This is a genomic window from Ensifer sp. ENS11 (assembly GCF_014851895.1).
In the GTDB taxonomy this organism is placed as follows: domain Bacteria; phylum Pseudomonadota; class Alphaproteobacteria; order Rhizobiales; family Rhizobiaceae; genus Ensifer; species Ensifer canadensis.
Genome location: NZ_JACVAN010000016.1, coordinates 1 through 25,609, shown reverse-complemented (window position 1 = coordinate 25,609; position 25,609 = coordinate 1). Strand labels below are relative to the sequence as shown.

Annotated in this window: 21 protein-coding genes and 1 pseudogene; 14 read left to right on the top strand and 8 right to left on the bottom strand. The window is 62.2% G+C overall.

Annotated features, from left to right (window positions below; translation table 11 throughout):
* Positions 1-21: 21 nt before the first annotated feature.
* The 5 genes from IB264_RS24675 to IB264_RS24655 all read left to right on the top strand — a co-directional run bounded on the left by IB264_RS24675 (position 22) and on the right by IB264_RS24655 (position 5,752).
* A complete protein-coding gene (locus IB264_RS24675) occupies positions 22-885 on the top strand; it encodes a transketolase (protein WP_025431207.1) in 864 nt (287 codons plus the stop codon).
* 1 nt (position 886) lies between these two features.
* Entirely contained in the window at positions 887-1,876 is a 990-nt protein-coding gene (locus IB264_RS24670; RefSeq protein WP_025431208.1) for a transketolase family protein, read from the top strand.
* 88 nt (positions 1,877-1,964) lie between these two features.
* Entirely contained in the window at positions 1,965-3,206 is a 1,242-nt protein-coding gene (locus tag IB264_RS24665; protein WP_192434263.1) for a sugar ABC transporter substrate-binding protein, read from the top strand.
* 64 nt (positions 3,207-3,270) lie between these two features.
* The gene (locus IB264_RS24660; protein WP_192434261.1) at positions 3,271-4,764 is read left to right on the top strand and encodes a sugar ABC transporter ATP-binding protein; all 1,494 of its coding nucleotides are present in this window, start codon (positions 3,271-3,273) and stop codon (positions 4,762-4,764) included.
* Positions 4,754-5,752 (top strand): ABC transporter permease, encoded by a 999-nt coding sequence (locus tag IB264_RS24655; protein ID WP_192434259.1) that lies wholly within the window; start codon positions 4,754-4,756, stop codon positions 5,750-5,752. Before IB264_RS24660 ends, IB264_RS24655 begins: the two co-directional genes overlap by 11 nt.
* Before the next feature lie 54 nt (positions 5,753-5,806).
* Here the strand turns inward: IB264_RS24655 and IB264_RS24650 are convergent, their stop codons facing one another.
* Positions 5,807-6,589, bottom strand: coding sequence for a shikimate dehydrogenase (locus IB264_RS24650; protein ID WP_192434257.1), 783 nt, complete (start codon positions 6,587-6,589; stop codon positions 5,807-5,809).
* An 86-nt stretch (positions 6,590-6,675) separates the two neighbouring features.
* Here IB264_RS24650 and IB264_RS24645 point away from each other — a divergent pair, with 86 nt between their 5' ends.
* Genes IB264_RS24645 through IB264_RS24635 form a run of 3 tightly spaced genes read left to right on the top strand, consistent with a single transcriptional unit; the run spans position 6,676 to position 9,510 of the window.
* A complete protein-coding gene (locus tag IB264_RS24645; protein ID WP_192434256.1) occupies positions 6,676-7,800 on the top strand; it encodes a glycerol dehydrogenase in 1,125 nt (374 codons plus the stop codon).
* Positions 7,801-7,813: 13 nt separating this feature from the next.
* Complete coding sequence (locus tag IB264_RS24640) at positions 7,814-8,524, top strand: SDR family NAD(P)-dependent oxidoreductase (protein ID WP_192434254.1); 711 nt, start codon at positions 7,814-7,816, stop codon at positions 8,522-8,524.
* Positions 8,525-8,535: 11 nt separating this feature from the next.
* Complete coding sequence (locus tag IB264_RS24635) at positions 8,536-9,510, top strand: alcohol dehydrogenase catalytic domain-containing protein (RefSeq protein ID WP_192434252.1); 975 nt, start codon at positions 8,536-8,538, stop codon at positions 9,508-9,510.
* 177 nt (positions 9,511-9,687) lie between these two features.
* On the opposite strand, the gene IB264_RS24630 is transcribed toward IB264_RS24635, so the two are convergent.
* Both IB264_RS24630 and IB264_RS24625 read right to left on the bottom strand, forming a co-directional pair.
* Complete coding sequence (locus IB264_RS24630) at positions 9,688-11,598, bottom strand: adenylate/guanylate cyclase domain-containing protein (protein WP_246811819.1); 1,911 nt, start codon at positions 11,596-11,598, stop codon at positions 9,688-9,690.
* A 181-nt stretch (positions 11,599-11,779) separates the two neighbouring features.
* Positions 11,780-13,186, bottom strand: a complete 1,407-nt coding sequence (locus IB264_RS24625) for an amidase (protein WP_192434250.1) — start codon at positions 13,184-13,186, stop codon at positions 11,780-11,782.
* 72 nt (positions 13,187-13,258) lie between these two features.
* Here IB264_RS24625 and IB264_RS24620 point away from each other — a divergent pair, with 72 nt between their 5' ends.
* Positions 13,259-14,083 carry a LuxR C-terminal-related transcriptional regulator gene (locus tag IB264_RS24620; protein WP_192434247.1) on the top strand — a complete coding sequence of 275 codons (825 nt, stop codon included), beginning with the start codon at positions 13,259-13,261 and terminating at the stop codon, positions 14,081-14,083.
* Positions 14,084-14,121: 38 nt separating this feature from the next.
* Here IB264_RS24620 and IB264_RS24615 read toward each other — a convergent pair whose 3' ends face one another.
* Positions 14,122-15,453, bottom strand: coding sequence for an APC family permease (locus IB264_RS24615; RefSeq protein ID WP_192434245.1), 1,332 nt, complete (start codon positions 15,451-15,453; stop codon positions 14,122-14,124).
* 220 nt (positions 15,454-15,673) lie between these two features.
* On the opposite strand from IB264_RS24615, the gene IB264_RS24610 reads away from it, so the two are divergent.
* On the top strand, positions 15,674-15,919 hold the full coding sequence (locus IB264_RS24610) for a hypothetical protein (RefSeq protein WP_192434403.1): 246 nt from the start codon (positions 15,674-15,676) through the stop codon (positions 15,917-15,919).
* A 203-nt stretch (positions 15,920-16,122) separates the two neighbouring features.
* Here the strand turns inward: IB264_RS24610 and IB264_RS24605 are convergent, their stop codons facing one another.
* From IB264_RS24605 to IB264_RS24590, 4 genes are read right to left on the bottom strand one after another with little or no spacing between them, the layout of a single operon-like run.
* The gene (locus tag IB264_RS24605; protein WP_192434243.1) at positions 16,123-17,820 is read right to left on the bottom strand and encodes an ABC transporter ATP-binding protein; all 1,698 of its coding nucleotides are present in this window, start codon (positions 17,818-17,820) and stop codon (positions 16,123-16,125) included.
* The gene (locus IB264_RS24600) at positions 17,817-18,716 is read right to left on the bottom strand and encodes an ABC transporter permease (RefSeq protein ID WP_057208557.1); all 900 of its coding nucleotides are present in this window, start codon (positions 18,714-18,716) and stop codon (positions 17,817-17,819) included. The genes IB264_RS24605 and IB264_RS24600 overlap by 4 nt, the downstream gene beginning before the upstream one ends.
* A 1-nt stretch (position 18,717) precedes the next feature.
* Positions 18,718-19,689 (bottom strand): ABC transporter permease, encoded by a 972-nt coding sequence (locus IB264_RS24595; RefSeq protein ID WP_192434242.1) that lies wholly within the window; start codon positions 19,687-19,689, stop codon positions 18,718-18,720.
* Positions 19,690-19,738: 49 nt separating this feature from the next.
* Entirely contained in the window at positions 19,739-20,440 is a 702-nt protein-coding gene (locus tag IB264_RS24590; protein ID WP_192434241.1) for a creatininase family protein, read from the bottom strand.
* Positions 20,441-20,618: 178 nt separating this feature from the next.
* On the opposite strand from IB264_RS24590, the gene IB264_RS24585 reads away from it, so the two are divergent.
* The 4 genes and pseudogenes from IB264_RS24585 to IB264_RS24570 all read left to right on the top strand — a co-directional run.
* Positions 20,619-21,191 (top strand): MarR family winged helix-turn-helix transcriptional regulator, encoded by a 573-nt coding sequence (locus tag IB264_RS24585; protein WP_210335667.1) that lies wholly within the window; start codon positions 20,619-20,621, stop codon positions 21,189-21,191.
* Between the two features lie 76 nt (positions 21,192-21,267).
* A complete protein-coding gene (locus IB264_RS24580; protein WP_246811818.1) occupies positions 21,268-22,842 on the top strand; it encodes an ABC transporter substrate-binding protein in 1,575 nt (524 codons plus the stop codon).
* 66 nt (positions 22,843-22,908) lie between these two features.
* Complete coding sequence (locus IB264_RS24575) at positions 22,909-23,856, top strand: isoaspartyl peptidase/L-asparaginase family protein (RefSeq protein WP_057208562.1); 948 nt, start codon at positions 22,909-22,911, stop codon at positions 23,854-23,856.
* A 427-nt stretch (positions 23,857-24,283) separates the two neighbouring features.
* A pseudogene (locus tag IB264_RS24570) lies at positions 24,284-25,609 on the top strand (membrane assembly protein AsmA); the annotation flags it as partial.

Genomic DNA, 25,609 nt, shown 5'->3' with positions numbered 1-25,609 from the left:
CACACGACGGGAGGAGAACGCGTGACACAGCCAGTCAGAAACGATTTACGACCCACGGACGCCGAGATCGCGAGGCTTCGGGACCGCGCGCAGTTCGTGCGGCTTGAAACCATCCGGCTCATCGAGATCGCGAAAGTGGGCCACTACACCTCGGTCTTTTCTGCCGCCGAGATCTTTGCCGCGCTCTACTATGACGTGATGTCGCTTTCGGCGGACCCGAAATGGCCCGATCGTGACCGCTTCCTGATGGGCAAGGGCCATGCCGCCGTCGGCCTGTTCCCGATCCTTGCCGAACACGGCTACATCCCGACGGAGGTGCTGAACGGCTATACCCGGCTCGGCAACCCGCTCGGCGACCATCCCGACATGCGCAAGGTTCCCGGCGTCGATTTTTCGTCCGGCTCAATCGGTCACGCATTGTCGAACGGCCTCGGCATGGCGCTCGGCGGACGCATGCAGGGCCGCGCCTTCACTACATTCGTCATGCTCGGCGACGGCGAAATGCAGGAAGGCCAGGTCTGGGAGGCCGCTATCGGCGCCGCTCACCACAAGCTCAATCGCCTCGTGGCGATCATCGACCGCAACGGCTACCAGCTCGACGGCGCGGTGGACGACGTCATGGGCATCGAACCGCTCGACGAGAAATGGCGGGCCTTCGGCTGGGAGGTGCACGTCGTTGATGGCCATGACATCGCCGAGCTGACGGCGCTTTTGCGCCGGGTCAAGGCTGACGCCTCGCGTGAAAAACCCTGCTGCATCATCGCCCGCACGCTGAAAGGCAAGGGCGTCTCCTACATGGAAACCGAGCCCGGCTGGCATCTCGGCTATCTCGACCCCTCCGACGCGGAGGCCGCGCGTCAAGAAATTCTTTCCAAGGTGATCTGAGATGACCCAAGCCAATCTGCGGCCAAATTCACCGAATTCCTGGCACTACCGGGAACTGAACATGAAAAACCCCGGCCTCGACCACCTGTCGAACGGGCTGATCACACTGGCCGAAGCCGGCCATCCGATCGTCGCCGGCTCCGCCGACCTGCAATACTCGAACGGCCTCAACCGCTTCGCCGCCCGCTATCCGGACCGGTATGTCAGCTTCGGCATTTCCGAACAAAACATGGTGTCGGCCGCCGCCGGGCTCGCTACCACGGGCATGATGCCCTATGTCGCGACCTTCGCCTCGTTTCTCGGTCTTTTGACCTGCGAGCAGATCCGCATGGACGTCGCCTATTGCGCTCTGCCGGTACGCCTGATCGGCCATCATACCGGCATTTCCATGGGTTTTTATGGCACCTCTCACCACGCGACGGAAGACATCGGCACCATGCGCTCGATCGCCGACCTGACGATCGTTTCGCCCTCGGATGGACCGCAGCTTGAAGCGGCGATCCGCGCCTCGGTCGACCACGACCAGCCGATCTATTTCCGCACCGGCCGCGGGCGCGAACCGGACCTCTACGATCCGAAGGCCGATTTCATTTTCGGCAAGGCGATCGAGCATGCGCAGGGAGAAGAAGTGACGATCATCGCCTGCGGGCTGCCGGTGCATCCGTCGGTGCAGGTCGCAAAGAAGCTCGCTGCCGAAGGTCGCAGCATCGGTGTCATCGATATGGCGACGGTTAAGCCGATCGACCGTGATGCGATCCTCGCCGCCGCCGCGCGCTCCAAGGTCATCCTGACGATTGAGGAACACAACATCCTCGGCGGCCTCGGCGCCGCCGTCGCCGAAGTGTTGGCGGAGGAAGGCAGCCCCGCACGGCTCGTTCGCCACGGTATCCGCGACGAATACGCCCTGATCGCCCCGCCGACACACCTCTACGCCCATTACCGACTCGACCAGGCCGGTATCGAATCCGTCGTCCGCGAAATCATCCGCTGACGGCTCGAAGACCCGCGCCGGGAGGGCGCGCTATCCCGCTCCGGGCATCCGGGGCGGAAGACCGAACTTCAACAGAGGGAGAGAGACCATGACGTTCCTGAAATCCGCATCGCTCATGCTGTGCACCGCCGCACTGGCCATCATGACCAGTTCAGCAAGCGCCGCCGAAAGACATGAAATCTACAAGCTGCTGCCGAATTCCGCGCTTTCGGGCGTCATAGATCCTGAATTGGCCGACCGTTCGAGTGTCGCCAAGGCGCTGCCGACAGGTCAGCGTGATGCGAGCAAGAAACTCGTCATCGGCTGGACCGAAATCACGCTTGGCAATCCCTGGTTCGTCAGCGTCATCGACACGGCGAAGGCCAAGGCGGCCGAATACGGTTATGAGCTCGACGTCCAGGTCGCCGACGGCGACCCGGCCAAGACGTCGGCACAGATTGATGCCTTCATCGCGAAAAAGGTAGACGTCATTGTGCTCGATCCGACCGACCTTGCAGCGGCCGCGGCCGACGCGCAGCGCGCGGTGGATGCCGGCATTCCGGTGATAACGCTCGGCACCGTGCCGGACGACAGCCCCATCGTCACGACCGTCCTCTTCAATCCCTACGGCAACGGCTTCGAGGCGGGGCGTTTTGTTGCGCACCACTACGGCGCCGACAAGCCGATCACGGCCGCCGCGATCCTCGGCACCGTCGGCAACTCCACCTCGGAGAGCCGCGTCAACGGTATGATCACCGGCATCATCTACGAACGCGCGCAGCAGCTCGGCCTCAACCTTTCCAAGGAAGACGCCATGCTCGCCGGCTTCAACAAGTTCCAGGAGCTGAAGACCGGCGGCGCCTTCGACTATCCGGAAATGAAGTTCAGTGTCGTCTCGATGGGCGTCGGCTTCTGGACGGAGGAAGGCGGCCTCGATGCGGCTGAGGATATCCTGACGGCGCATTCCTCCAAGCTCGACATCATCCTTGCCGAGAACGACTTCATGGGCATGGGCGCGCTGCGCGCGCTGGAAAACCAGGGGCTCAAGGGCAAGATCCAGGTCGCGAATGCGGCAGACGGCTTCCGCACCGCGCTCGATCTTGTCAAGTCCGGCGACATGCTGGTGACCGGCCTTTGCTCCGGCTCGCACACCGGCGAAGGCGTCGTCACTCTGATAAATCAAATCTTCGACAAGGGCTTTGATGCCAACAACCTGCCGCTCGGCTCCTACTATCCCTCGCAGATCGTGACGAAAGAGAACGCCGACGAGTTCATCGATCCAGACACGGCGAACCCGTTCTTCCGCTACACGGTCCCAGCCTTCAAGACGATCGGCGACATCAAGAGCTGATCGCCACCACGAAATGAGGAGCGGCGGGCCTTGCGCGGCCCGCCGCATTTGGAGGGAGGCAGAAATGAACCGCCTAGACATGCGGCAGATTTCCAAGGAATTCGGCGGCATCGCTGCGCTCAGCGGTGCTGAATTTTCGGCACGCGCAGGCGAAGTACACGCCCTCATGGGTGAAAACGGCGCCGGCAAATCGACCCTGATGAAGATCCTCGCCGGCGCCTATACCCATGACGGCGGCGAGATCCGCATCGGTGGCGAAACCGTCAGCATCACGAACCCGCAGGATGCGATCCGCAACGGCGTGTCGATCATTTATCAGGAATTCTCGCTCGCCCGCGACCTCACGGTTGCCGAAAACATCCTGATCGAGACGCTCGGGCACGGCCTGCTCGTCGACCGGAAGGCGATGGATGCGCGCGCCGAAAAACTTCTTGCCCGAATGGGTTTCGACGACATCCACCCCGGCGAGATCGCCGGCGGGCTCACCATCGCACGCCAGCAGGTGGTGGAAATCTGCAAGGCGCTGTCGCGCGACTGCTCGATCCTCGTGCTCGACGAGCCGACGGCAGTGCTCACCACCCATGAGGCGGAAAAGCTCTTCGATCTTGTGCGGCGACTGCGCGATCAGGGCGTCTGCATCATTTATATCTCGCACCGCCTCGACGAAATCTTCAGCCTTTGCGACCGGGTAACCGTCCTGAAGGATGGCGCCACGGTTGGAACCTGGGACACCGCAGCACTCGATCACACGGCGCTGGTCAACCTGATGATCGGCCGCGAACTGAAGGACTTCTTTCCCAAACGGCACGCCACCCCCGGCGCGGTAGCGCTCGAAGTCAACCGACTTGCAGCTGGAGCACTCGTTTCTGACATCAGTTTCAACGTACGGCGCGGCGAGGTGCTGGGGATCGGCGGCCTCGTGGGCGCAGGCCGAACCGAATTGCTGCGCGCGATCTTCGGCGCGGATCCGATCGCCCACGGCGAAATCCGCATCGATGGGCAGCCGCGCACCATCCGCTCGCCCGGCGAAGCGGTGCGCGCAGGCATCGGCCTCGTGCCCGAGGACCGCAAGCAGCAGGGGTGCCTGCTTCATATGCCGATCCTCAACAATGCCATGCTGACGCCAGTCAATCCGCACCTCGGCCTACTCGGCCTTATTTGCGATGCGCGCGAGCGCGCCGCGACGGAAGCCCTGCGCTCCCGTCTGAACCTGAAGGCCGCGAGCATCGACGCGGAGGCCGGGACGCTTTCAGGCGGCAACCAGCAGAAGGTCGCGATTATGAAATGGCTCGTGTCGGGCTGCGAGATCCTGCTTCTCGACGAGCCGACACGTGGTGTCGACGTGGGCGCGAAGGTCGAAATCTATCGCGTCATCAACGACCTGGCGGCCAACGGCGCCGCCATCATCATGGTCTCCTCCGAAATGCTCGAGCTGATCGGCATGTGCGATCGGGTGATCGTCATGCGCGCCGGTCGCCTCGCCGGCGAACTCTCCGGACCGCAGCTCACCGAGGAAGGTATCATCGAACTGGCAATGGGGCGCAAGCATGTCCACTAATCCGAAGGCTCCAAGCCTCGTTTCCATCCTCGTCACCTACAACATCTACATCATGCTGATCGCACTGGTGGTCATCTCCACCCTGCTGTCGGAACACTTCCTGACGCTGCAGAATCTTTTCAACCTGCTCAGGCAGTTGGCCCCGCTCGCGCTCGTCTCGATAGGCATGCTGCTCGTCATCCTCACGGGCGGCATCGACCTTTCGGTCGGCTCCGTCGCGGCGATCGGCGGCATGGGCGTCGCCATGGCGATGCCGGCCCTGCCCTTCGATGGCGTCACGGCCCTGCTCGTCTGCGTTGTCAGTGCCGTGCTCCTCGGCGGACTGCTCGGCGCCATCAACGGTGCCCTTGTGGCAGGCTTCGGCATGGCCTCCTTCGTCGCGACGCTCGCCATGATGACCATGGGCCGCGGCCTTGCCTATATGCTGTCGAACGGCCAGCCGGTGCGCTTTCCGCGCGACCTGCCGACCGCGCAGATCCTGACCGGCTTCGGCAGCAAGGGCCTGCCCGGCATCGGTCTGCCCTGGCCGGTCCTCGCCGTCGCCGTCGTCATCGCGCTCTTCGTCTTTCTGCTGCGCCGCACGAACTGGGGGCGGCTGACCGTCGCCACCGGCAGTAACGAGGACGCCGTCCGCCTCGCCGGCCTTCCCGTATGGCGTTACAAGTTCCTCGCCTTCACACTCTGCGGCGCGCTGTCGGCGCTCGCCGGCATCTTCGTGACTGCCCGCACTGCGGTCGGCACACCAGTCACTGGCATTGGCCTTGAGCTCGATGCGATCGCGGCCTGCGTCATTGGCGGCGCGCTGCTGTCGGGCGGCAGGGGCACAGTAACCAACACGATGATCGGCGTGCTGATTCTCGGCCTGATCGGCAACATCATGAACCTGATGAGCGTTCCGGCCTATCCGCAGCAAATCATCAAGGGCGTCATCATCATTCTCGCCGTGCTGATGCAGGGCATCGGCGCCCGGACCAGACGCCGCGTGTGAGCCTCCCGCCCGGCAAACTGGTCCGCATCGCAACGCGCGATGCGGACCTTTTTTTCATTTCAGAAAGTCCACCAGCAGACGCACCTGCTGCTCGATCATGTGGATCCCCTTGTGAACGACACATCCCCGCGCCTTTGCCTCTGCGAGAAGCGGCGTCACGTCCGGCTGCATCACCACCTCGGCAACGACCGTCCCGGCATCGAGGCGGTCGACATCGACGGGCAGCGCATCGCCCGCATGCATGCCAAGCGCGGTGCCATTGACGACGATATCGAACCCGCGCGGATCGGGCATGCCGACGTCCACCTGGGCAGCGCTGAAGAAGCCGCGCAACTGGCCCGCCAGTGCCTCGGCCTTTTCAGGCGAGCGGTTCGCGATCGTCAGGTTGGCCACGCCCGCTCTCAGCAGCGCATGCGCGACGCCGCTTGCCGCGCCGCCGGCGCCCACGAGCAGCACGCGCCGGCCGGCAGGGTCATGTCCCCTGTGCAGAAGGCCGGCAACGAAACCTTCACCGTCGAACATGCCGCCGGTGAGGCTGCCGTCTTTTTCGCGGCGAACAACGTTGCAGGCACCGACAAGTTCGGCTGCGCCGATAAGACGGTCACAGAGGGCGGCCACCGCGCCCTTGTGCGGAATGGTGATCACCATACCGGCGACGTTTTCGATCGCCCTGAAGCTCTCGACGGTGGCCGATAGCCTGTCCGGCTCGACGTCGAGGGCCACCATGATGATGTCCTCGCCCTGGCGTTCACATTCGGCGTTGAACAGTGGCGGTGTGCGCACATGACGGCAGGGATGGGCGAGCAGAGGAACGAAACGGGTATGCCCGGTAATCATGGATGGATCCTTAAAATTACAAAGAAGGCGCTTGCGCGCTCGACAACATAATATATGATATATGAAATATCCATAGAGGCATCCGCATGAACTCCCCTTTGACTATTTTCGACGCCGAACTCAGGGTCTTCGGAGCCCCTGGGCGCTATATACAGGGGCGTGGAATCCTTCACCGCATCGGAGACTTCGCACGCCAGGTCGGCCGGAGCGTCGTGCTGGTGGCCGATGTTCATATCCTGCCACTTGTCGAGCAGACGATCCGCAGTTCCTGCGAACGGAACGGCTTGTCCCTCACCGTGCTTCCTTTCAAGGGCCGGCTTGGACCACAGACCGGCAGCGAGCTTTCCGCAACGCTCGGCGAGGAAACGCCGTCGATCGTCATGGCGGCAGGCGGCGGACGGGCGATCGACGCAGGCAAGGCGTTGGCCGATACGCGGTCCTTACGGCTGATCACCATTCCCACGGTCGCTTCGAACGATGCGCCGACAAGCAAGAACTATGTGCTTTACGACGACCATGAGATGCTTCTCGAGGTCCGGCATCTCTCCCGCAACCCGGACTTCGTGGTCGTCGATACCGCGCTTCTTGCCAGCGCGCCCAAGTCAATGTTCGCCGCGGGGCTCGGCGACGCGCTCTCCAAGAAGGCCGAAGCGCTCGCCTGCGCCGCGGGCAAGGGCGTCACCATGTTCCGGTCGCGCCCGACGCTGCTTGCCGGCACGATCGCCGCGGCATGCTACGACACGCTGATCGCTCACGGACGGGCAGCCTATGACGCTGCCGGGTCCGGAGAGACGACCGAATCCTTCGAGGCCGCCGTCGAAGCCATGATCCTGATGGCGGGCCTCGGTTTCGAAAGCGGTGGCCTTTCCGTGCCCCATGCGCTGACGCGCGGCTTGCCGCTCATACCGGGCGTCGCTGCCCGGCCGCACGGTCTGCAGGTCGCTTACGGGCTTGTCGTGCACCACCGGCTCCTGCGAGAGGCAATGCCCGCCGTGCTCCTCGAGCTCTACCGCCATGCAGGGCTTCCGCTTTGCCTTTCAGACCTGACGACCGCCAAGATCGACCGGTCGCACCTGATCAACGTGGCGCAAGCATCGATCGCCGTGCCGCACATGCTCAATTTTCCAAGAACGCTGACCGTCGACGATCTGGTGGACGCCATGCTCGCCATCGAGGCGGAGACCACTAGGGCCCCAGCCGTTGCCAACTGAAGAGGAAGACGAAATGCCGAACAAGGATCGGGGCATGCCCCTTGCCGTCGTGACCGGAGGCGGCACCGGGATAGGCCGGGCCGTCGCAGAACTGCTGACAGGAAGCGGCTATGAGGTGATCGCGCTGGGTCTCGATCGCGATGCCGACCTGCCCGCTCAAATCGCCTTCCACACGGTCGACATCACCGAGACGGCGGCAAGTGTCGCCGCCTTGCCGGAAGGCCGGCCGGTTTCGGCACTCGTCAACTGTGCGGGCATGCTGCGGCACCAGCAGGAATGGGAGACCGAGGCCTTCGAACAGGTGATGCGCGTCAACCTGACCGCCGGCTTCGCGCTTGCCAACGCCCTTGTCGACCGGCTCGAACGGGCCGGCGGCGCCGTCGTCAACGTTGCTTCCATGTGGGCCATCTTCGGTTCGCCCGGCGCGCCGGCCTATACGGCCAGTAAGGCGGCGGTCGCGGCCGTCACCCGTTCCCAGGCTGTCGCCTGGGCCAAGCGCGGGGTGCGCGTCAATTCCGTCGCACCGGGTTGGGTGGAAACAAGGATTTCGGAAAAGGCCCGTACCGATGCCGAACGGGCCGAGCGCATCAACGCTCGCATTCCCATGGGACGCTGGGCAAAGCCCGCCGAAGTGGCGTCCGTCGTCCGATTCCTTCTGTCGAAGGACGCAGGCTACGTGACCGGCACCATGATCCCCATCGATGGCGGCTATTCGATCTGCTGAGGAGGTATGGCATGAAAGCCTGGATTCACGAAACGACGGGTAATCCGGATGTCCTACAACTGCGCGACCGGCCTAAACCGGAACCGGGCCGCGGTGAGCTTCTGATCCGCAACCGCGCGATCGGCCTCAATCCGGTCGACTGGAAGTTCATACTCTGGGGTCATGACGCGTGGGAATGGCCGCATATTCCAGGCGTCGATGGCGCCGGCGAAGTGGAAGCCCTTGGTGAAGGCGTTGCCCACATCGCCTTGGGCGCGCGTATCGCCTATCATAATGACCTCCTGAAACCGGGCTCCTTCGCCGAATACACGGTGATCCCGGCGCGGGTCGCCATTCCTCTGCCGGATGCCCTGCCCTTCGCCGCCGCCGCGGCACTCCCCTGCCCGGGCCTGACGGCGCAGCAGGCCGTGGACAAGGTCGCGCTCTGGCCGGGCGCCCATGTTCTCGTCACTGGCGCCTCCGGTGCGGTCGGCGGCGCCTTGCTTCAGCTTGCGCGCGAACGGGGCTGGGTCATCCATGCAGTCGGTTCGGCCTCGCAGACGGAGCGCCTGCATCGCATCGGCGCCGCAACCGTCACCGACTATCGCAAGGACGGCTGGAAGGAAGACTGGGCACGGCGCGCGATGCATCAGCCGCTGCACGCGGTCTTCGACATGGTCAGCGGCGGCCATGCGGCGAGCCTAGCGCCGCTCCTGACGGCGAACGGCCATCTGGTCTGCATCCAGGACCGACAGGAAACCGCCCCGCTTCCCGCGTTCTCGACGACCCTCTCGCTGCACGAGGTGGGCCTCAATGCGATGCACGCTCACGCCTGCGATCGCCAATGGGGGCGCCTCGTTGCCTCCGGCACCGAAATAGCGAAGAAGATTGCCTGCGGCAGCTTCGATCCCCAGATCATCGAAATCGCCAATTTCGACGATCTGCCCAACACGCTGACACGCCTGAAGGACGGCCCCAATCCCGGCAATCGCGTCGTGGCATTGTAGGTGCTTCGCAGATGACAACACGCCCGCCCTAGTCGGAGTAAACGAAGCCGGGCGCGGCGTCGTGTGCTGCCCCAATGCACCGCTATCTGTCGAGCCTCCCAGCTTCTCCACCGACGCTCCTGAGAGCGTCCGAATGACCGCAAACTGACCGGCTCTCCGCTAGTTCGCGGAAAAGCGTTACATGCATGCCGGGTCAAGGTGGGCGGGCGCCAGCACTGTAACCTCGCCAAGCTGGAGGACCTCTGTTGCCTCGCCGCGCCCGCGCAGTAGATGCTCACCCATCGGGATTGTTGTGAAGTTTCCGTCGAGCCTTGAGGCAGTCGCTCTGGAAATGGTAATGCACGTCGCTGCATCCGGCGTCGACAGCTTGCCCAGCTCCAGGAGCCGCTGGCTAATGTTCACAGTATCGCCCACGATTGTGTAGTTGACCCGGTCGGACGCTCCGATATTGCCGACAATGACAGGGCCGGTGTGGATGCCGATGCGCACCCGAAGAGGTGGTCGACCTTCCGCTGCTCCTTTCCTGTTGTCACTCTCCAGTTCTTCACGGATGGTTGCGGCTGCGCGGACGGCCGCAACGGCGTGATCCTCCAGATGGTCCGGGGCGCCGAAGAATGCCAGCATTCCGTCGCCCAGAAACTTGTCGACTGCACCACCGTTCGCGTCAACCGCGCGGCATAGAATGCCAAAATGATGGTTGAGGAGCTTCCCCGCGGAGGCAGCATCCATCTGCTCCGACAGCGTTGTGAAGCCGGCAATGTCGGTGAACATCACTGTGACGACTGCTTCGCGAGGTTCGGCGATCCCAGGCTGTCCGGTGCGCACCAGTTTGGCAACCAGAGAACGGGGAACGTAGGTGGAAAACGCACGAAGGCCGACGAGCATCGCATTGAAGGCAGATGCCTGCTCGTCCAACTCCAGCACCCTGCTGCGCGGCAACGGCATTATTTCGTCAAGTTCGAAATTGGCAACGCGCGAGGCTTGGCCCGCGATCTCCTGAATGGGACGTGACAAACGCCGACCCAGCAGGACAGCTACGACCACCGCCGCAACCATCGCGCCAAGTCCCACAAGAGCCGATCCCATGACGCGTTCAATCTCGTCGCCTATCTGCCCGGCCTCGAAATACGCTCCGATCGTCCACGGCCGCTCACCGTAGCCAGTGATCTTGCGTGTGATAGCGATATAGGTGTCCGTTCCCGACGGTGAGGCGGATCCGGCTTGACCGTCGATCCTGATCTCGGCGACCTCGATATCGCGACCGCGCTTCGCGCTGAATTCCGTCTCCGTCCTCCGCTCACCGTACCGCGCAAGAACCGGGTCGCCGAATGCGACAAGCGGCGTCAGCGGCAGCATGCCCGAGGTCGGATCGGCTAAGCGGGGGTCCGCCAGGACGGTTCCGTCGCCTTCCAGGATGAAGGCATGCGTACCGAAGCGAGACGACAATTCTCGGGTGATTTCCGACAGCTTCTGTAATTCCACCGCGGCGATCACCCAACCCCGCGTCACACCATCGCGTTTGAGTGGCGCTGAGACGTTGGCGAATAGACCATACTCGTTGGCTACGAACGCACCCCACTGGCGCCCCGTGATCAACCGCCGATTTTCAAGGAAAGCTCGGACTTCGGGAGATTTCTCAGGCTCCGCCGGAACATGCCGGATCCCGCCGGTCTGATCACCGTGCGCGCCGCGCGCCGCACCTCTGCAGATCAGGTCGGTGGTGCACACCAGCATCGCGTTTACGCCGGGCGTGGCCGAGAGGGCGCCTGCAAGCGTGGCCGACATCGTCGCCTCGTCGATCTGGAAATCGCCGTAAGAATAGAGCCGTGACACGCCGTCCACAGCATTCTCGGGGCCTCCCATTTCGGCGCGTAGTAGGTCCTCCATAGCATCGACCAGGAGAGTGGACTGAGCGCCAAGCAGATCAAAGGTATTGCGAATGTTAGCGCCCACCGACAACGCCAAAACTCCGCCCACGGATACAAACACCAGCGCGCCGAAACTCAATGCCATGAGGACTGCGACGGGGATCCGGTGCCATCTCTTTCCGGAATGAACCAGATGCAGTGATTGCTTGGAGGTGTACATGCACTCATCCCTCGCCACTTGAGCGCTGGAGCGCTCGTCAAGAAGCTGAGAGCTCCTCGCACCCGTATTGAGCGTGTGGTAGCACACTCTCAAAAGTTTTCACCGGTTGTCCGAAAAAACACGAGAATACGTGCGGCACAAACTTGGTGCCAAACTGCGCGACGTCAATCCCCGCAATGCATCACGAGCTACCCTCGATTGCGGCACCAAAGGACAGGACCTGCTCGTCGGCAAAACGCCGGCCGATGATCTGAAGCCCAACCGGTAAACCGTTAGACGCGATTCCGGCAGGCAGGGACAGTGCAGGAAGCTGGGGCAGCAGGTTGAAGGGACAGGTCATGTCCAGGCCGGCAAAGCGACCATCCGTAAATGTCGTGACGTAGTCGTCATCGCACTCGGTCAGGGGTGGTGCGGTGATCGCACAGGTCGGGCACAGCAGCGCATCGTAGGTTTCGAAAATCTTTGCCATGTCCCGCCACATCGAGGTGCGGAGCAGTTCTGCTCGCTTGTAGTCCGTCGCATTGGCAACCAGCCCGCGCTTGATCATCGAGACGACGGCGGGATCCATGTGGTGTTCATGCTGTGTCAGCCGGTCACCAAAAAAGGAAGACATGAACACGCACCAGATGTCGAACCATTGGTCGTTAACGGCCCGGGTCCAATGCATCGGTACTTCATCGACGGTGGCACCCAGGCTGCGAATTTTCTCGATCGTCTCGCGCATGACAACGTCGACTTCCGGCTGGACATGGTAATATCCGAGATCCATGGAGAAGGCGAAACGTTTGCCCTCTAGACTTCCCTTGCGCGCGGTCTCTGCGGAAAAACTCAAGGGTAGCGACATGATGTCTTCGTCGCTCGGGCCGCTCGCCGTCTCCATGAAGGCGATGGCATCACCGATGGTCCGAGCCAATGGCCCGAAATGCGAAATGTTGTCAAAGACGCTTGGCAGGATCGTCATCGGGATGCGTCCAAGGCTTGGCTTCAGCCCGACCACACCACAGAAAGCGGCAGGAATGCGCACGGAGCCTCCCATGTCGGTGCCCTCGGCAAAGGGGACGACGCCCGTCGCGACGGCAACGGCCGAGCCGCCAGAAGAGCCGCCAGGAGTCTTCTCCATATCCCACGGATTGCGGGTCGCGCCCCATCGCGGGCTGTTCGTGAAGCTTGCATAGGCGAATTCCGGTGTCGTCGTCTTGCCGATCAGAATGGCGCCGGCCTCCTCAAGCCGGCGGATGCACAGCGCGGTTTCTTCCGGCACCCAATCGCCCGAAGTCCAGGAACCGAGCGTGGTCAGATCTCCCTTCGTCGGAGTCAGATCCTTCGCCGCGAAAGGCACGCCCAGAAGCGAACCGCCGATCTTGCCTTCGGCGATTGCCCGGTCCGCGTTGCGCGCTGAAACGAGCGCTTCCTCATCACGGATCACGGTGAACGCATTGAATGTCGCATTGACGGTTTTTGCCCGGTGGACGGATTCGGTCACGATCGTCTCAGCGGTGAACTGACCCGAGCGAATGCCATCTGCAATTTCCGTGGCTGGCAGGTCCAGCGGATGGCACGCTGAAGAGACGTTCTGGGGCTTGTTCATGAGGGCGGATTCCGTTCTTTCGAGCTTATTGCATTTCGCTGGCAAAGCGTGCTTGCTGCCGGGGGCGATGCCATGTCAGTTTTCAGGATTGCCGGGGAAAGGTCCGTATTTTCGATGAGTTCCGCTGCCGTATCGAACACCGAGACGCCGTCGTTTGACGTCTGGAATGCCAGTCTCGGTGCGGCGGCAAGTGCGATCGGCTCGGTCGGATTTCCAGATGCCTTGGCCGCGGCTCTTCGTCTTCTGTCGCCATTTCAAATGATGAACGGCTTTCTCTATTCTCCGGATGGCCACGCTTTCGACCTCTACAACGAAAAGATCGTCGCCAAGCGTTCGATTATCGTCGACCGCTATTTGGCCGGGGCTTTCGTGCTCGACCCGTTCTACGATGCCGCCCGTGCCGACAGCAGCGAGCGCATGATCGTGATGCGCGATCTGGCGCCTGATGATTTCACGCAGACCGAGTATTTCCGGTTGCACTATGCGACAACGCAGATCGTCGATGAGATCGGTTTCACGATGAAATTCGAAGACAACTTTGTCGGCGTTCTTTCTCTGTCGAGAACTGGCATCGCGCCCGTGTTTTCCAAGGACGATCTGAAGCGGCTGAGATCCGCCGCGCCGGTCATTTGTGCGTTGGGTAAACGGCACTGGTTTCACGCCCCAAGCCTTTCTCTCGATACCAAGACCGCGTCGCCAACTTCGAAAATCGAGCATCCGTTGCTCACCAAACGCGAGCTTGAGATCGTCACGCTGATCCTGAAGGGACATTCCAACCTCTCGCTTGCCGCAGTCCTCTCCTTGTCTCCGAATACGGTCAAGGTGCACCGCCGGCAGGTTTACGCAAAGCTGAACATTTCGAGCCAAGCGGAGTTGTTTCGTCTGTTTCTGACATGAGGCTCGGCCGCAGGCCGAGCCCCTTCCGAGCGAATAGCCTATTCCGCAAAATCCATTTCCGGCGGAGCCGTCTGGAAGATGCGTGTTAGATAGGCAAGATAAACAACGCCGATCACCAGCCAGACGAGACCGAGAACCTTGGCATTGTTGTCGAGGTTCCAGAGCAGGAAGAGATCGCAGATAGCCGCGACCGATGGAATGACAAGACCGATCAGAGCGCCGAGTGGTCTAACCTCTGCATTTTCCTTCAGATAGAGCGCGATCACTGAGATATTGACGGCCGTGAAAGCCAGGAATGCGCCGAAGTTGATGAAGGAAGTGGATGTCGTCACGTCCATGGTCAACGCCAGCAGGCCGACAATGCCAACGAGCGCAAGGTTGAGCATCGGCGTATGCCATTTCGGATGCAGGCTGCCGAAGAAGGATGACGGCAGCACCTTGTCGCGCCCCATCGCGTAGAGCAGGCGACCGACGCTGGCCTGGGCTGCGAGACCGGAGGTGAACTGCGCGACGACAAGCGTTGCGAGGAAGATCGTGACGAACAGATCTCCGCCGATCGTCTTTGCGATTTCGGAGGCTGCGGCATCGGTGGCAACAAATTCGAAACCCGGATGGGCAAGCTGTGTGACATAGGCCGAGGCAATGAAGATCAGACCGCCGGCGAGTGCCGTGATCAGGATCGCCTTCGGCATCGTGCGCTTGGCGTCCCTGGTTTCTTCGGTGAGTGTGGATACCGCGTCAAAACCGAGGAACGAGTAAGCGGCAATGGCAGCACCGGCGACGGAGGCCGAGAACGGCACGTCCGCCTTAAAGAAAGGCGTGATGGAGGCAAGTCCACCGGGACCGTTCAGGGCAACGACATAGCGCGCTGCCAGGAAGACGAAGGCTGCGAGCACGGCAAGCTGCACCAGCATCAGGATGAAGTTGATGCGGTTGGCAAACGCGATGCCGACGACGTTGACGACCGTGGTCACGGCGATGAAGCCGATGATCCAGGCCCAGGCCGGTATGGCCGGGAAGGCGGACGTCAGATAGGCAGCGCCAATCAGCCATATCACCATCGGCAGGAAGAAATAATCGAGCAGGACCGCCCAGCCGACGAGAAAGCCGACGCTCGGGTTGATCGATCTTCGGGCATAGGTATAGGCCGACCCGGCAACCGGATAGACGCGCGCCATGACACCGTAGCTGATGGCTGTCAGAAGGATTGCTCCGGCGGCCACGAGATAGGCCATCGCCGTCGTACCCTGGCTTGCCGTTGCCAGCGCGCCGAAGGTGCCGAATACAATCATCGGCGTCATATAGGCCAGGCCGAAGAGTACGACGGACCAGAGCCCGAGCGTACGGTCAAGTTTTACAGTGTTGTTCATGTTCCGCCTCCGCGAAGAGTTGTTGTTGATCTTCTTGGAAACCGCGCGGTGCAGATGACTTAGCTATTCCACGCGGGTCCGCCCGTCGTCTTTTTATGACGGAAGCATGACGGAGCGGGTGGCGGCCGAATATAACCCCAAGGTGTTACCTCACCAGAATGGTGATCGATAGGACGATCGGACAGTCAATCGATAGACGATGGGTTGTCCAAAGTTTGAGTTGCCCGTTTTCGATGGCGAGGCAACGCAGCAAGGCAGGAGGAAAAATGATGGCCGAGCCAGACCGCTGGCACCACAAGGCAAGCGCGCCGAAAGACGGCGGATCCTCGTCACGATCCGCCCGTCCGAACAGGGGGGGCGGCATCGCCAGAAACCGGCCGAAGTCAAACCTGCCGCCGCCCACCTGATCGCGCGCTCAATCGGCAAGACCGATGCGCTGGTGACCCGCCAAAGCCCGGCTTCTTAGGCTCGGTTGCCACGGAGTTGGTGGTCAACCCACTGAAAAGCTTGCCTCCAATTCGCAGCGAGCCACAGCGATCCCGCCCTCACCCACTCATACCCTGCGCGTTCGACGAGGGTGTCGTCTGCTTGTGACCCCTACCCTTCAAAACAGGCATGATGCACTTCGGTTAGGTTCTCCAAGGCATTACGAGTTCCGTACAGCGAGTGCTATTGGGGTTGGGCCTCCAGCATCGGGACGGCGTCGAGAAGCATCTGCGTGTAGGAATGTCGGGGCGCCGTGAAGACTTGCGTCGCAGTCCCATGTTCGACGATCTCGCCGTGGCGCATCACCACGACGCGGTCGCACAGGTGATGGACGACCGACAGGTCGTGGCTGATGAACAGCAGTGTGATGTTGAGTTTACGGCGCAGCTCCATCAAAAGATTGATGACCTGCGCCTGGATCGACACATCGAGGGAGGCGACAGGTTCGTCGCAGATAATGACCTCGGGCTGCATGGCGAGCGCCCGCGCGATTGCGATGCGCTGGCGCTGGCCACCCGAGAACTGGTGCGGATAGCGATCCGCCAGCGCCGGATCGAAGGCGACGGCGCGCAGCCACCTGTTGACGTAGTCGCGAGCACTCGCGCGCGTGCAGAAACCGTGCGCGATCGGCCCCTCGGCCATGGACTGGAAGATCGTACGACGGGGATCGAGCGAGGCGAAAGGATCCTGGAAGATCATCTGCACGTGGGTGCCGAGCTTACCCGTCGCCGAGCGCACCGGCTTGCCACCGATGCTGATTGTGCCTGATGTCGGCGGATAGATGCCGCACAATATGCGTCCAAGCGTCGATTTTCCGGAACCGGATTCCCCGACCAGGCCGAGGATCTCGCCGCGGGCGATGGTGAGGTCGGCGGATATCACCGCATGGACCGGACGGAGCTCCCGCGCCAGCCCCCAGCGCATGGCGAGTGCGCGCAGGAAGCCCATGCGCGGGGCGAAGATCTTTCCGACCGCCTCCGCCCTCAAGAACGCCGTATCGGCTGCGGCGCCGATGGCAGCGCCGCCAAGCCCGCTCAGATCCATCGGGCCGGCTGCTTCCGTCGCAGCGGACGCCAACGGCTCGCCGCGCTTCGAACGCGACGGCAGCGCGTCCAGCAACCCTTGCGTATAGGGATGCCGCGGACTGTGCAGGACCTGCCGCGCAGATCCCTGCTCGACGATCTTGCCGCGCCGCATGACCGCTATCGTGTCGGCGATAGAGGAGACGGTGGCCAGATCGTGGCTCACCCAGATCAGGGATATTCCGATCTCGGCGACCAGCCCTTTCACCATGCGCAAGATCTCGGCCTGCACCGAGACATCAAGCGCGGTGGTCGGCTCGTCGGCGATCACAAGCTGCGGGCGATGGAGAAGAGCGATGGCGATGGCGACACGCTGGCGCATGCCACCGGAGAACTCGTGCGGATACTGGTCCACCTTGCTTTCCGGATCGACGATCTTGACCCTCGCCAGCGCCTCGACCGCGCGGCGGCGTATTTCGGCCTCCGACACCTGCTCGTGCGCCCGAAGCGCCATGCCTATCTGGTCGATGATCCTGACCACCGGGTTCAGCGTCATCATTGGGTCCTGGAACACCATGGAGATGTCCTTGCCCCTTATCTTGCGCAGCTCCCTTTCACGCAGGCCGACCAGCTCGCGCCCATTGAAGCGGATGGAACTGCCCGACTGGATGCGACCGGTCTCATCCAGCAGGCCGATCAGCGAGAAACCGGTGATGGACTTGCCCGAGCCGCTTTCGCCGACCAGCCCCATGACTTCGCCGCGCTTCAGCGTGAAGGAGATGTCGTCCACCGACTTGACGGTGCCCTTGTCGGTCTCGAAATAAGTCTGCAGATTGCGGACATCCAGAAGATCACTCATTTGCGCAGCCTCGGATTGAGCTGGTCCCGGATCTGATCGCCGACCAGGTTGATCGCCATGATGAGGACGATCAGTGCGACGCCCGGATAGATCGCGATCCAGTAGCGTCCCGACATGAGATACTGGAAGCCGTTGGCGATCAGCATGCCGAGGGACGGTTCCGTCGGCGGCAGGCCGACGCCCAGGAACGAGAGCGTTGCTTCCAGGGAAATGGCGGAGGCGATCTGCACGGTGGCGACCACGATGAGCGGCGGCAGAGAGTTCGGCAGAATGTGGCGGGTGATGACAAACCAGCCGCTCATCGGCACGGAAAGGGCCGCCTGGACATAGTCCTTCTGGCGCTCGGCGGCCGCCGCGCCATGGGCGGTTCGCACGAAGTAGGCATACTGGGCGAAGACCAGGGCGAGGATCAGCTGCGACTTGCCCTGGCCGAGGATCGCGGCCACGACGAAGGCCAGCAGGATCGCCGGGAAGGAAAGCTGGATGTCGACGATGCGCATGATGACGGATTCCGTGCGTCCACCGACATAGGCGGCAAAGCACCCCACCACGGCACCGATCGAGAAGGCGATGGCGCCGGCCACCAGCCCCATCTGCAGGGAAATGCGCAGGCCGTAGACGATGCCCGAAAGCAGGTCGCGCCCCTGGCTGTCCGTGCCCAGCAAATGCAGGATGCCGGTCGACCCGACATAGCCCGGCGGACGGCGGGCATCGCGCAGCACCAGCGCCTTCAGGTCATAGGGATCCTGCGGCACGATGAACGGCGCGAAGACCGCCATCAGGATGATGGCGACAACCACCGCAAGAGCGGCGACCGCGACCTTGTTGCGGCGGAACATGTGCCAGAACTCGGCGAGCGGCGAGACGGATCTCACCGCGCTGGCTTCCATCGACATCTCAGCGCCTCCCCTGCCGCAGGCGCGGATCGAGCGCCGCATAGGCGAGGTCCACGCACAGATTGATGACCACGAACAGCGCCGAAACCAGCATCAGGTACGCGACCATGACGGGCCGGTCGAGCGAGGTGATGGAATCGACGACCAGCTTGCCGAGTCCGGGCCAGCTGAAGATCGTTTCGGTGACGAGCGCGAAGGCCAGCGTCGACCCGAGCTCCAGCCCGAACACCGTGACCAGGGGAATAGAGATCAGCTTGAGCACATGGCGGCGCAGGATGGTCACTTCGGAAATGCCGGCGGCCCGTGCGAATTTGATCGTATCGGTCAGCATCACCTCGCGCGTGCCGGAGGCAGCCAGCCGACACATCATCGACAGCTTGAACAGCGACAGATTGACGGCCGGGAGGATGAGATGCGACCATCCGTCCAGGGTAAGAAAGGAAAAAGGGATACCGAACAGGTCCGCCGTCTGCCCGCGACCGCCGGCTGGAAGGATGCCGAATTGCACGGCGAAAACCATGATCAGCATCAATCCGATCCAGAAGGTCGGCACCGAAAAGCCCAGGATCGACACCGCCATGATGGCCTTGGCGAGCAGACTGTCGGGCTTGTAGCCGGCATAGACGCCCAGCGGAATGCCTATCAGGGAAGCGAACAGCACCGCGATCAGCGTCAGCTCCAGCGTCGCCGGCAGGCGCTGCGCGATCAGCGTGACGACCGGCATGTTGAAGACGAAGGATCGCCCCAAATCGCCGGTCAACAAGCGCTGCAGGAATTGGAAATACTGCTCCCACAGGGGTAGATCGAGCCCGTATTGCGCGATGACCTGCTGGCGCATCTCCTGCGTCACGTCGGGCGAGATCAGAACGTCGACCGGATTGCCGATGACGTAGACGCCCATGAAGACAAGCATGGACATGACCAGCAGTACGAAGAGTGCCTGTCCCAATCTGCGAAAAATGAAGGATGCCATGTCTGCCTCTGGGTCGATGCGCATAAGGGGGCAAAGCGCCCCCGAGGTTTCAGTGCCAGCCGCGCTCGATCTCGTGGCGCGTTTCCTCGACGCCGACCTGCCAGATCGTCAGCATGTCCGCGTCGGGCCGTTGGAAGACGCCGTGGTAGTTGCCTTCGGCGATACGCTCGCGCTTGCGGCCGGCATCGACCCGCGCGGCGGCGGCAAAGTCGATCCGCTCCTTCTGGAAATTCGGGATCGGCGCGCCCTCCAGACGGGTCCAGGGGAAATTCTCCATCCAGCTCGCATGCGAAGCGGCGGGATCGATTTCCAACACCTTGGCCATGGTCTTCGGCGCGCGCCACCAATCATGCAGCTTGACCGAGCAGTCGCGGTTGCGGTTCATCCATTCGCTGATCACCGGATTGATCGGCGTGTTGCCACCATGACCGTTGACGATGAGGATGCGCCGGAAGCCGGAGCGATAGAGGCTGTCGAGCATATCCTCGAACACGCCGATATAGGTGCGCAACGACAGGGTCACCGTGCCGGGGAAATCGGCAAAACCCGAGGCCATGCCGTAGGGCAGGCACGGGAAGACCGGCACGCCCAGCGGCTCGGCCGCTTCCACGGAGACGCGCTCGGCCAGGATCATGTCGGTGGCGAGACTGAGATAGGCGTGCTGCTCGATGGAGCCGACCGGCAGGACGCAGCGATCATCCTGCTTCACCCGCTCCTCGACCTGGCTCCAATGCATGTCCTGAATACGCATAATCCGTCCTTCTCGCTGCTCGGCCACACCTCTGGGACGTCGCCCGTCCTCACCATCTCTCGGGGAGCCGTTTCTTGAATTTAGTTCTTTATGGATCAAAAATTACGATTGACGCAAGGGTTTTACGCCAAATAAGGTTCCATTTGAGATCAATATCTATTTTGTGTGAGATAACGGTATGGACGAGGGGATGCGTCAGGCACTGTTTGAGGGGCGGGCCGGCCGGGAGGAACCCCTGGCCTCGCCCGGCACCAAAATCGACGCCCTCATGCACGCGAAGCTGTGGGACAATCCCTGCTGGTTCTCGTTCCGGCTGAACTATCTGGCCCTTCATTTCAACAACCCGGTCTATGGTTACATTCAGCAGCAGCTTGGCCTGCTGCGCCCCGAATTCGTGGTGCTGTGGTCGCTTCATCTGGGCGGAAGCTCGACGCTGACCGATGTCGTGCGCTCCTCCGGCTTTCCGAAGAACACGCTGAGCCGCGCGGCAAACAAGTTGACACGTCTGGGCATGATCGATCGCCAGACCGACCCCGACGATCAGCGTCGCATCACGCTCGAGCTGACCGGGAAAGGCCGGGAAGCGGTGGACGCCACCAAGGGCATGATGATCGAGCACGAGCGGCGCATGCTGGAGTGCCTCAGCCCCGCCGAGCGGCTGAACCTTTCCGAAATTCTGACCAAGCTGGTCACGGCATCGGGCCAATGGCCGCAGATGATCGATGGCGACCAACCGGACGAAGGCCTGTGATCCGCGAGACGTTTCGGACGATGCCAGACGGTGGCGAATGCGCCACCCAATACAAAGAGAGAGGAACCAAATGCCAATGAAATCCATCCTACGCGCGGCCCTGGTGGCCACGATCCTGTCCTCACCCGCCGCCGCGCTTGCCGCGGATCTGGTGATCGCGACGAAGAACGGTCCGGCCTCGATGGACCCGCACTTCACCGCGACGTCGGCGAATGCCGAGGCGACCAAGCATATCTTCGACACGCTCCTGCGCTCCGGCAACAACCTGGAGATCCTGCCGTCGCTGGCCACCAGCTGGCAGGCGCTGGACGACACGACCTGGGAGTTCAAGCTGCGCCAGGGCGTGAAGTTTCACGACGGCTCCGACTTCACCGCCAAGGACGTGAAGTTCTCCATCGAACGCATCCCCAACGTCACCGGACCGAACCCCTCGACCATTTACGTGAGGCGCGTGGCCAGCGTCGAGATCGTCGACGACTACACAGTGCGCGTGAAGACCAACGGCCCCGCGCCCACGCTGCCCAACGATTTCATTCGCCTGTTCGTCGTCTCCCACAAGGCGGCGGCCGATTACTCGACCAAGGACAGCTCGGCCGAGGGCTTCAACACGGGCAAAGCGACCATCGGCACCGGGCCCTACAAGTTCGTCAGCTGGGCGCCGACGCAGGACCTGGTGCTGGAGAAATTCGACGGCTACTGGGACGGAGCGCAGCCCTGGGACAAGGTGGTGCGCAAGGAAATCCCCAATGACGCGGCCCGCGTCGCCCAGCTGAAGGCCGGTCAGGTCGATCTTATTTCCAAGGTGCCGGCGACCGATCTCGCCAGCATCGAGTCCGATTCCGCGCTGCAGGTGATCAAGACGGAATCGATCTACATTCCTTATCTGGAGTTCGACTTCCGCAAGGACTCCCCGCAGGTATGGGACAATGCCGGCAAGAAACTCGACAAGAACCCCTTCCTCGACCCGAAGGTGCGGGAAGCCTTCGATTTGGCGCTCGACCGCGAAACCATCGTGGAATTTGCGCTCGAGGGAATGGGCGTCGTCTCCACGCAGCTCGTCAGCCCCAACATCTTCGGCTACAACAAGACGATCGCGGCACCGGCCTTCGACGTCGAGAAGGCGCTCAAGTTGATGGCTGAGGCCGGATACCCCGACGGCTTCAAGGTCGCGCTCAGCTACGCCAACGACCGTATGCCGACGGAACTCGGCCCGACCGTCGCCCAGATTCTGGCAGCGATCAATGTGACCGTCGAGGTACAGGGCGTGCCGGCTGCGGTGTTCAACCCCGCCAAGACGCGCGGCGAATACTCGCTCTACATGGCCTCCTGGGGCACGCTAACGGGCGAAGCCAACTATATGCTGTCGTCGCTGATGCACACCAACGACGCGGCCAAGTCGCTCGGCGCCTTCAACGTACGCGGCTATTCCAACCCGCAGATGGACAAGCTGATCGAGGATGCGGCGGTCGAGATGGACGAAGGCAAGCGCCGTGCGCTGCTCGAGGAAGCGAACCTGCTGGTGGCGACCGACCGGCCCGACCTGCCTTTGGCCACCAATCTGTCCGCCTGGGGCGCCAAGGCTGACACGGTGACCTACGACCCGCGCTCGGACGAGGATACGCTGGCCATGGATGTCCATCCCAAGCAGTAATCCGCCAATCTGCCCTAGGGCACCGGTCAAGACCGGTGCCCTTTCTCGTATCGATCGGAGAGTTCCATGACGAAATTCGCCCTTGCCATCCATGGCGGCTGCGGCGTGATGGCCAAGCTTGACCTCAGCGAGGCCGAATGGGTCGCGGCCCGGCACGATCTCGGGCGCGCCCTGAAAGCAGGCTACGCCATCCTGGAACGCGGCGGGAGCGCCATCGACGCGGTGCAGGCTGCCGTCGTCGTCATGGAGGACAGTCCGCATTTCAACGCCGGCCATGGTGCGGCGCTGAACGAAAACGGCATCCATGAACTGGATGCCTCGATCATGGACGGAACGACGCTCGCCGCCGGTGCGGTCTGCGCTTCTCGCCATATCCGCAATCCGGTGCTTGCTGCGCGTGCCGTCCTCGAACACGGCGACACGATCCTGCTCGCCGGCCCCGCCGCGGATCGCTTTGCCGAGGCCAAGGGACTGACGGTGGAGGAACAGGCCTATTTCACCACCGAACGGCGCAAGCAGGCGCTGGCCGCGATGAAAGCGCATGTCGCCGCCGGCACGCAGGTTGCCGCCAGCGAGTCCGAAAAGCACGGGACGGTGGGCGCGGTCGCGCTTGATCAGTATGGCCACCTGGCCGCCGCCACCTCGACTGGCGGCTACAACAACAAGCCCGACGGGCGGATCGGCGACAGCCCCGTCATCGGCGCCGGCACCTATGCGCGTGACGGCGTCTGCGCCGTCTCCGGCACCGGCAAGGGCGAGTTCTTTATCCGCCATGTCGTAGGCCACGAGGTCGCCGCGCGTATGGCCTATCTCGGCGAGGACGTCAGGACGGCCTCGGCCAAGGTCATCATGGAGGACATGAAGCCGCACAATATCGGCGCAGGACTGGTCGCCGTCGGCGCTGACGGCACCGTCGCCGCTCCTTACAATACCGACGGCATGTTCCGCGGCTGGGTCACCGACAAAGGAGAATTCCATGTCGCCTCTCATGAAGAGATCATGCTCGCCTTGTAAACCAAGCATCCGGGGCCGCAGTGATCACCTTTTGTCGCGGGAGGTAGAGACGAACGGTGTAGTTCCAGCACCCTTCGTCCATTCCCCGGGTCCGAAAGAAATGTAGATTTCTTTGCCATAGCGGCAATCACGTCCGGCGGGTCAGACCACGAAGACCGGTAAAGCTCTCGCGAAGTCGATGGTCCTCATATCCGTTATATCCTTTCTGCAAAAAGGTATAACGCAGGGCGGGCGATCCACTATGCTGTAAGTACGCGATAGGCGCACCCATGGCCCCAGGGGTGCGGCGCGCTGCCACTTTCCCTGCCATATCGCTTACAAATCAGATCACTTGCTCCATTGTACCGGACAAGTCCACCGGCAGTTGCAAATTTTTCCACCCCGGAAAACGATAACGAATCAGTTGTATTCGCGACGGGGACATATAATGCGATTCTTCCTTGGCCTTCTCGCGTTCGGTGCGCTCATTGCCGCCTCGATCCTCGTCTTGCCCAGCTTCGTTTCGAGCGATTGGATGCGCGCCGAACTCAGCCGAAAGCTCTCGACTGCAACAGGCAGCTCAATTGCCTTGAAAGGCCCCGTCAGGCTGTCCGTATTCCCACATATGGCGGTGGTTGCCGAAACTGTCGTGCTCTCGAGCGAAGAAGCGGGCGTCGCAGCGGAAATCGGAGAGGTTGCGGGCTCAGTGACACTCTCCTCCCTTTGGTCGGATCGCTTGCACATCAAGGAGATCAGGCTGGTTCAGCCGATCATCACATTGCACGAGAAGACAGGCAAAGCATCGCCCACAGAAGGCGGCAAGCTGGGCCGAGCCAAACCAGGCGATCCGCTTGCCGCGCTTGTCACTTTCCTGGAGCGAAGTGCAATCGACTCGGTCTCGGTTGTCAGTGGCACTTTGAGACAGCAAAGCACTGCCGGTGCGAAGCAGGTCATAACCGATATCGACCTTTCACTCGCAGTACCCGACATCGACGATCAACTTTCCCTTTCGGCGAGCGCCCGTATCGAGGAACGGCGCTACCAGATGACGCTCGCGATCTCCTCCGTGCGCCCGTTGCTTGAACGACAGCCAGCTGACCTGAGCCTTTCCTTCGAGGCGGATCCCGCCCCCGCCCCCGGGCTCTCCGCATTCGAGGCCACCGGACAAGTCGCCCTCAACACCAATGGCAGCTACCAGATCCGCGGCGGCAAATTGCTCGTTGGAGACGAGGCTCTTGGCCTCGACGCACTCTTCATACCCGGCAATCGCCCGCGGTTTCTCGCTGACATCGACGCCGACCGGTTGGACCTGAGCGCATTTCTTGAGGCTACTACCTCGGCTTCGTCGCAACCCAACGCGAAATCGGAGAAGTCGGGCGCTTCGACGGGTTTGCAGCTTCTGACCGGGTTCGATGCCGATATCGGCGTGAACATCAGGGATCTTGTCCTTGGTGATATCTCGGCATCAGACGTTGCCTTGGCGGCAACGCTTAAGGACGGGCTGGGTTCGGCAAGAATAGAACATCTCGGCATCGATGCCGGCAGCGTCGCGGCAAATATCTCTGCCGATATTCGCGAGGTTGAGCCGACCTTCAAGGGCCGCATATCCAGCAGCGGGCTCGATGTCGCCAAAGTGGCAAATCTGATCGGGCAATCCGTTCCTTTGACCGGGTCTGTCACGATCGATACCCGGTTCGCGTTTCGCGGCCTCTCGGGGGATGCCCTGAGAAAAACGATCAACATGACCGGCAGCCTGGGCCTGCACAGCGCCACC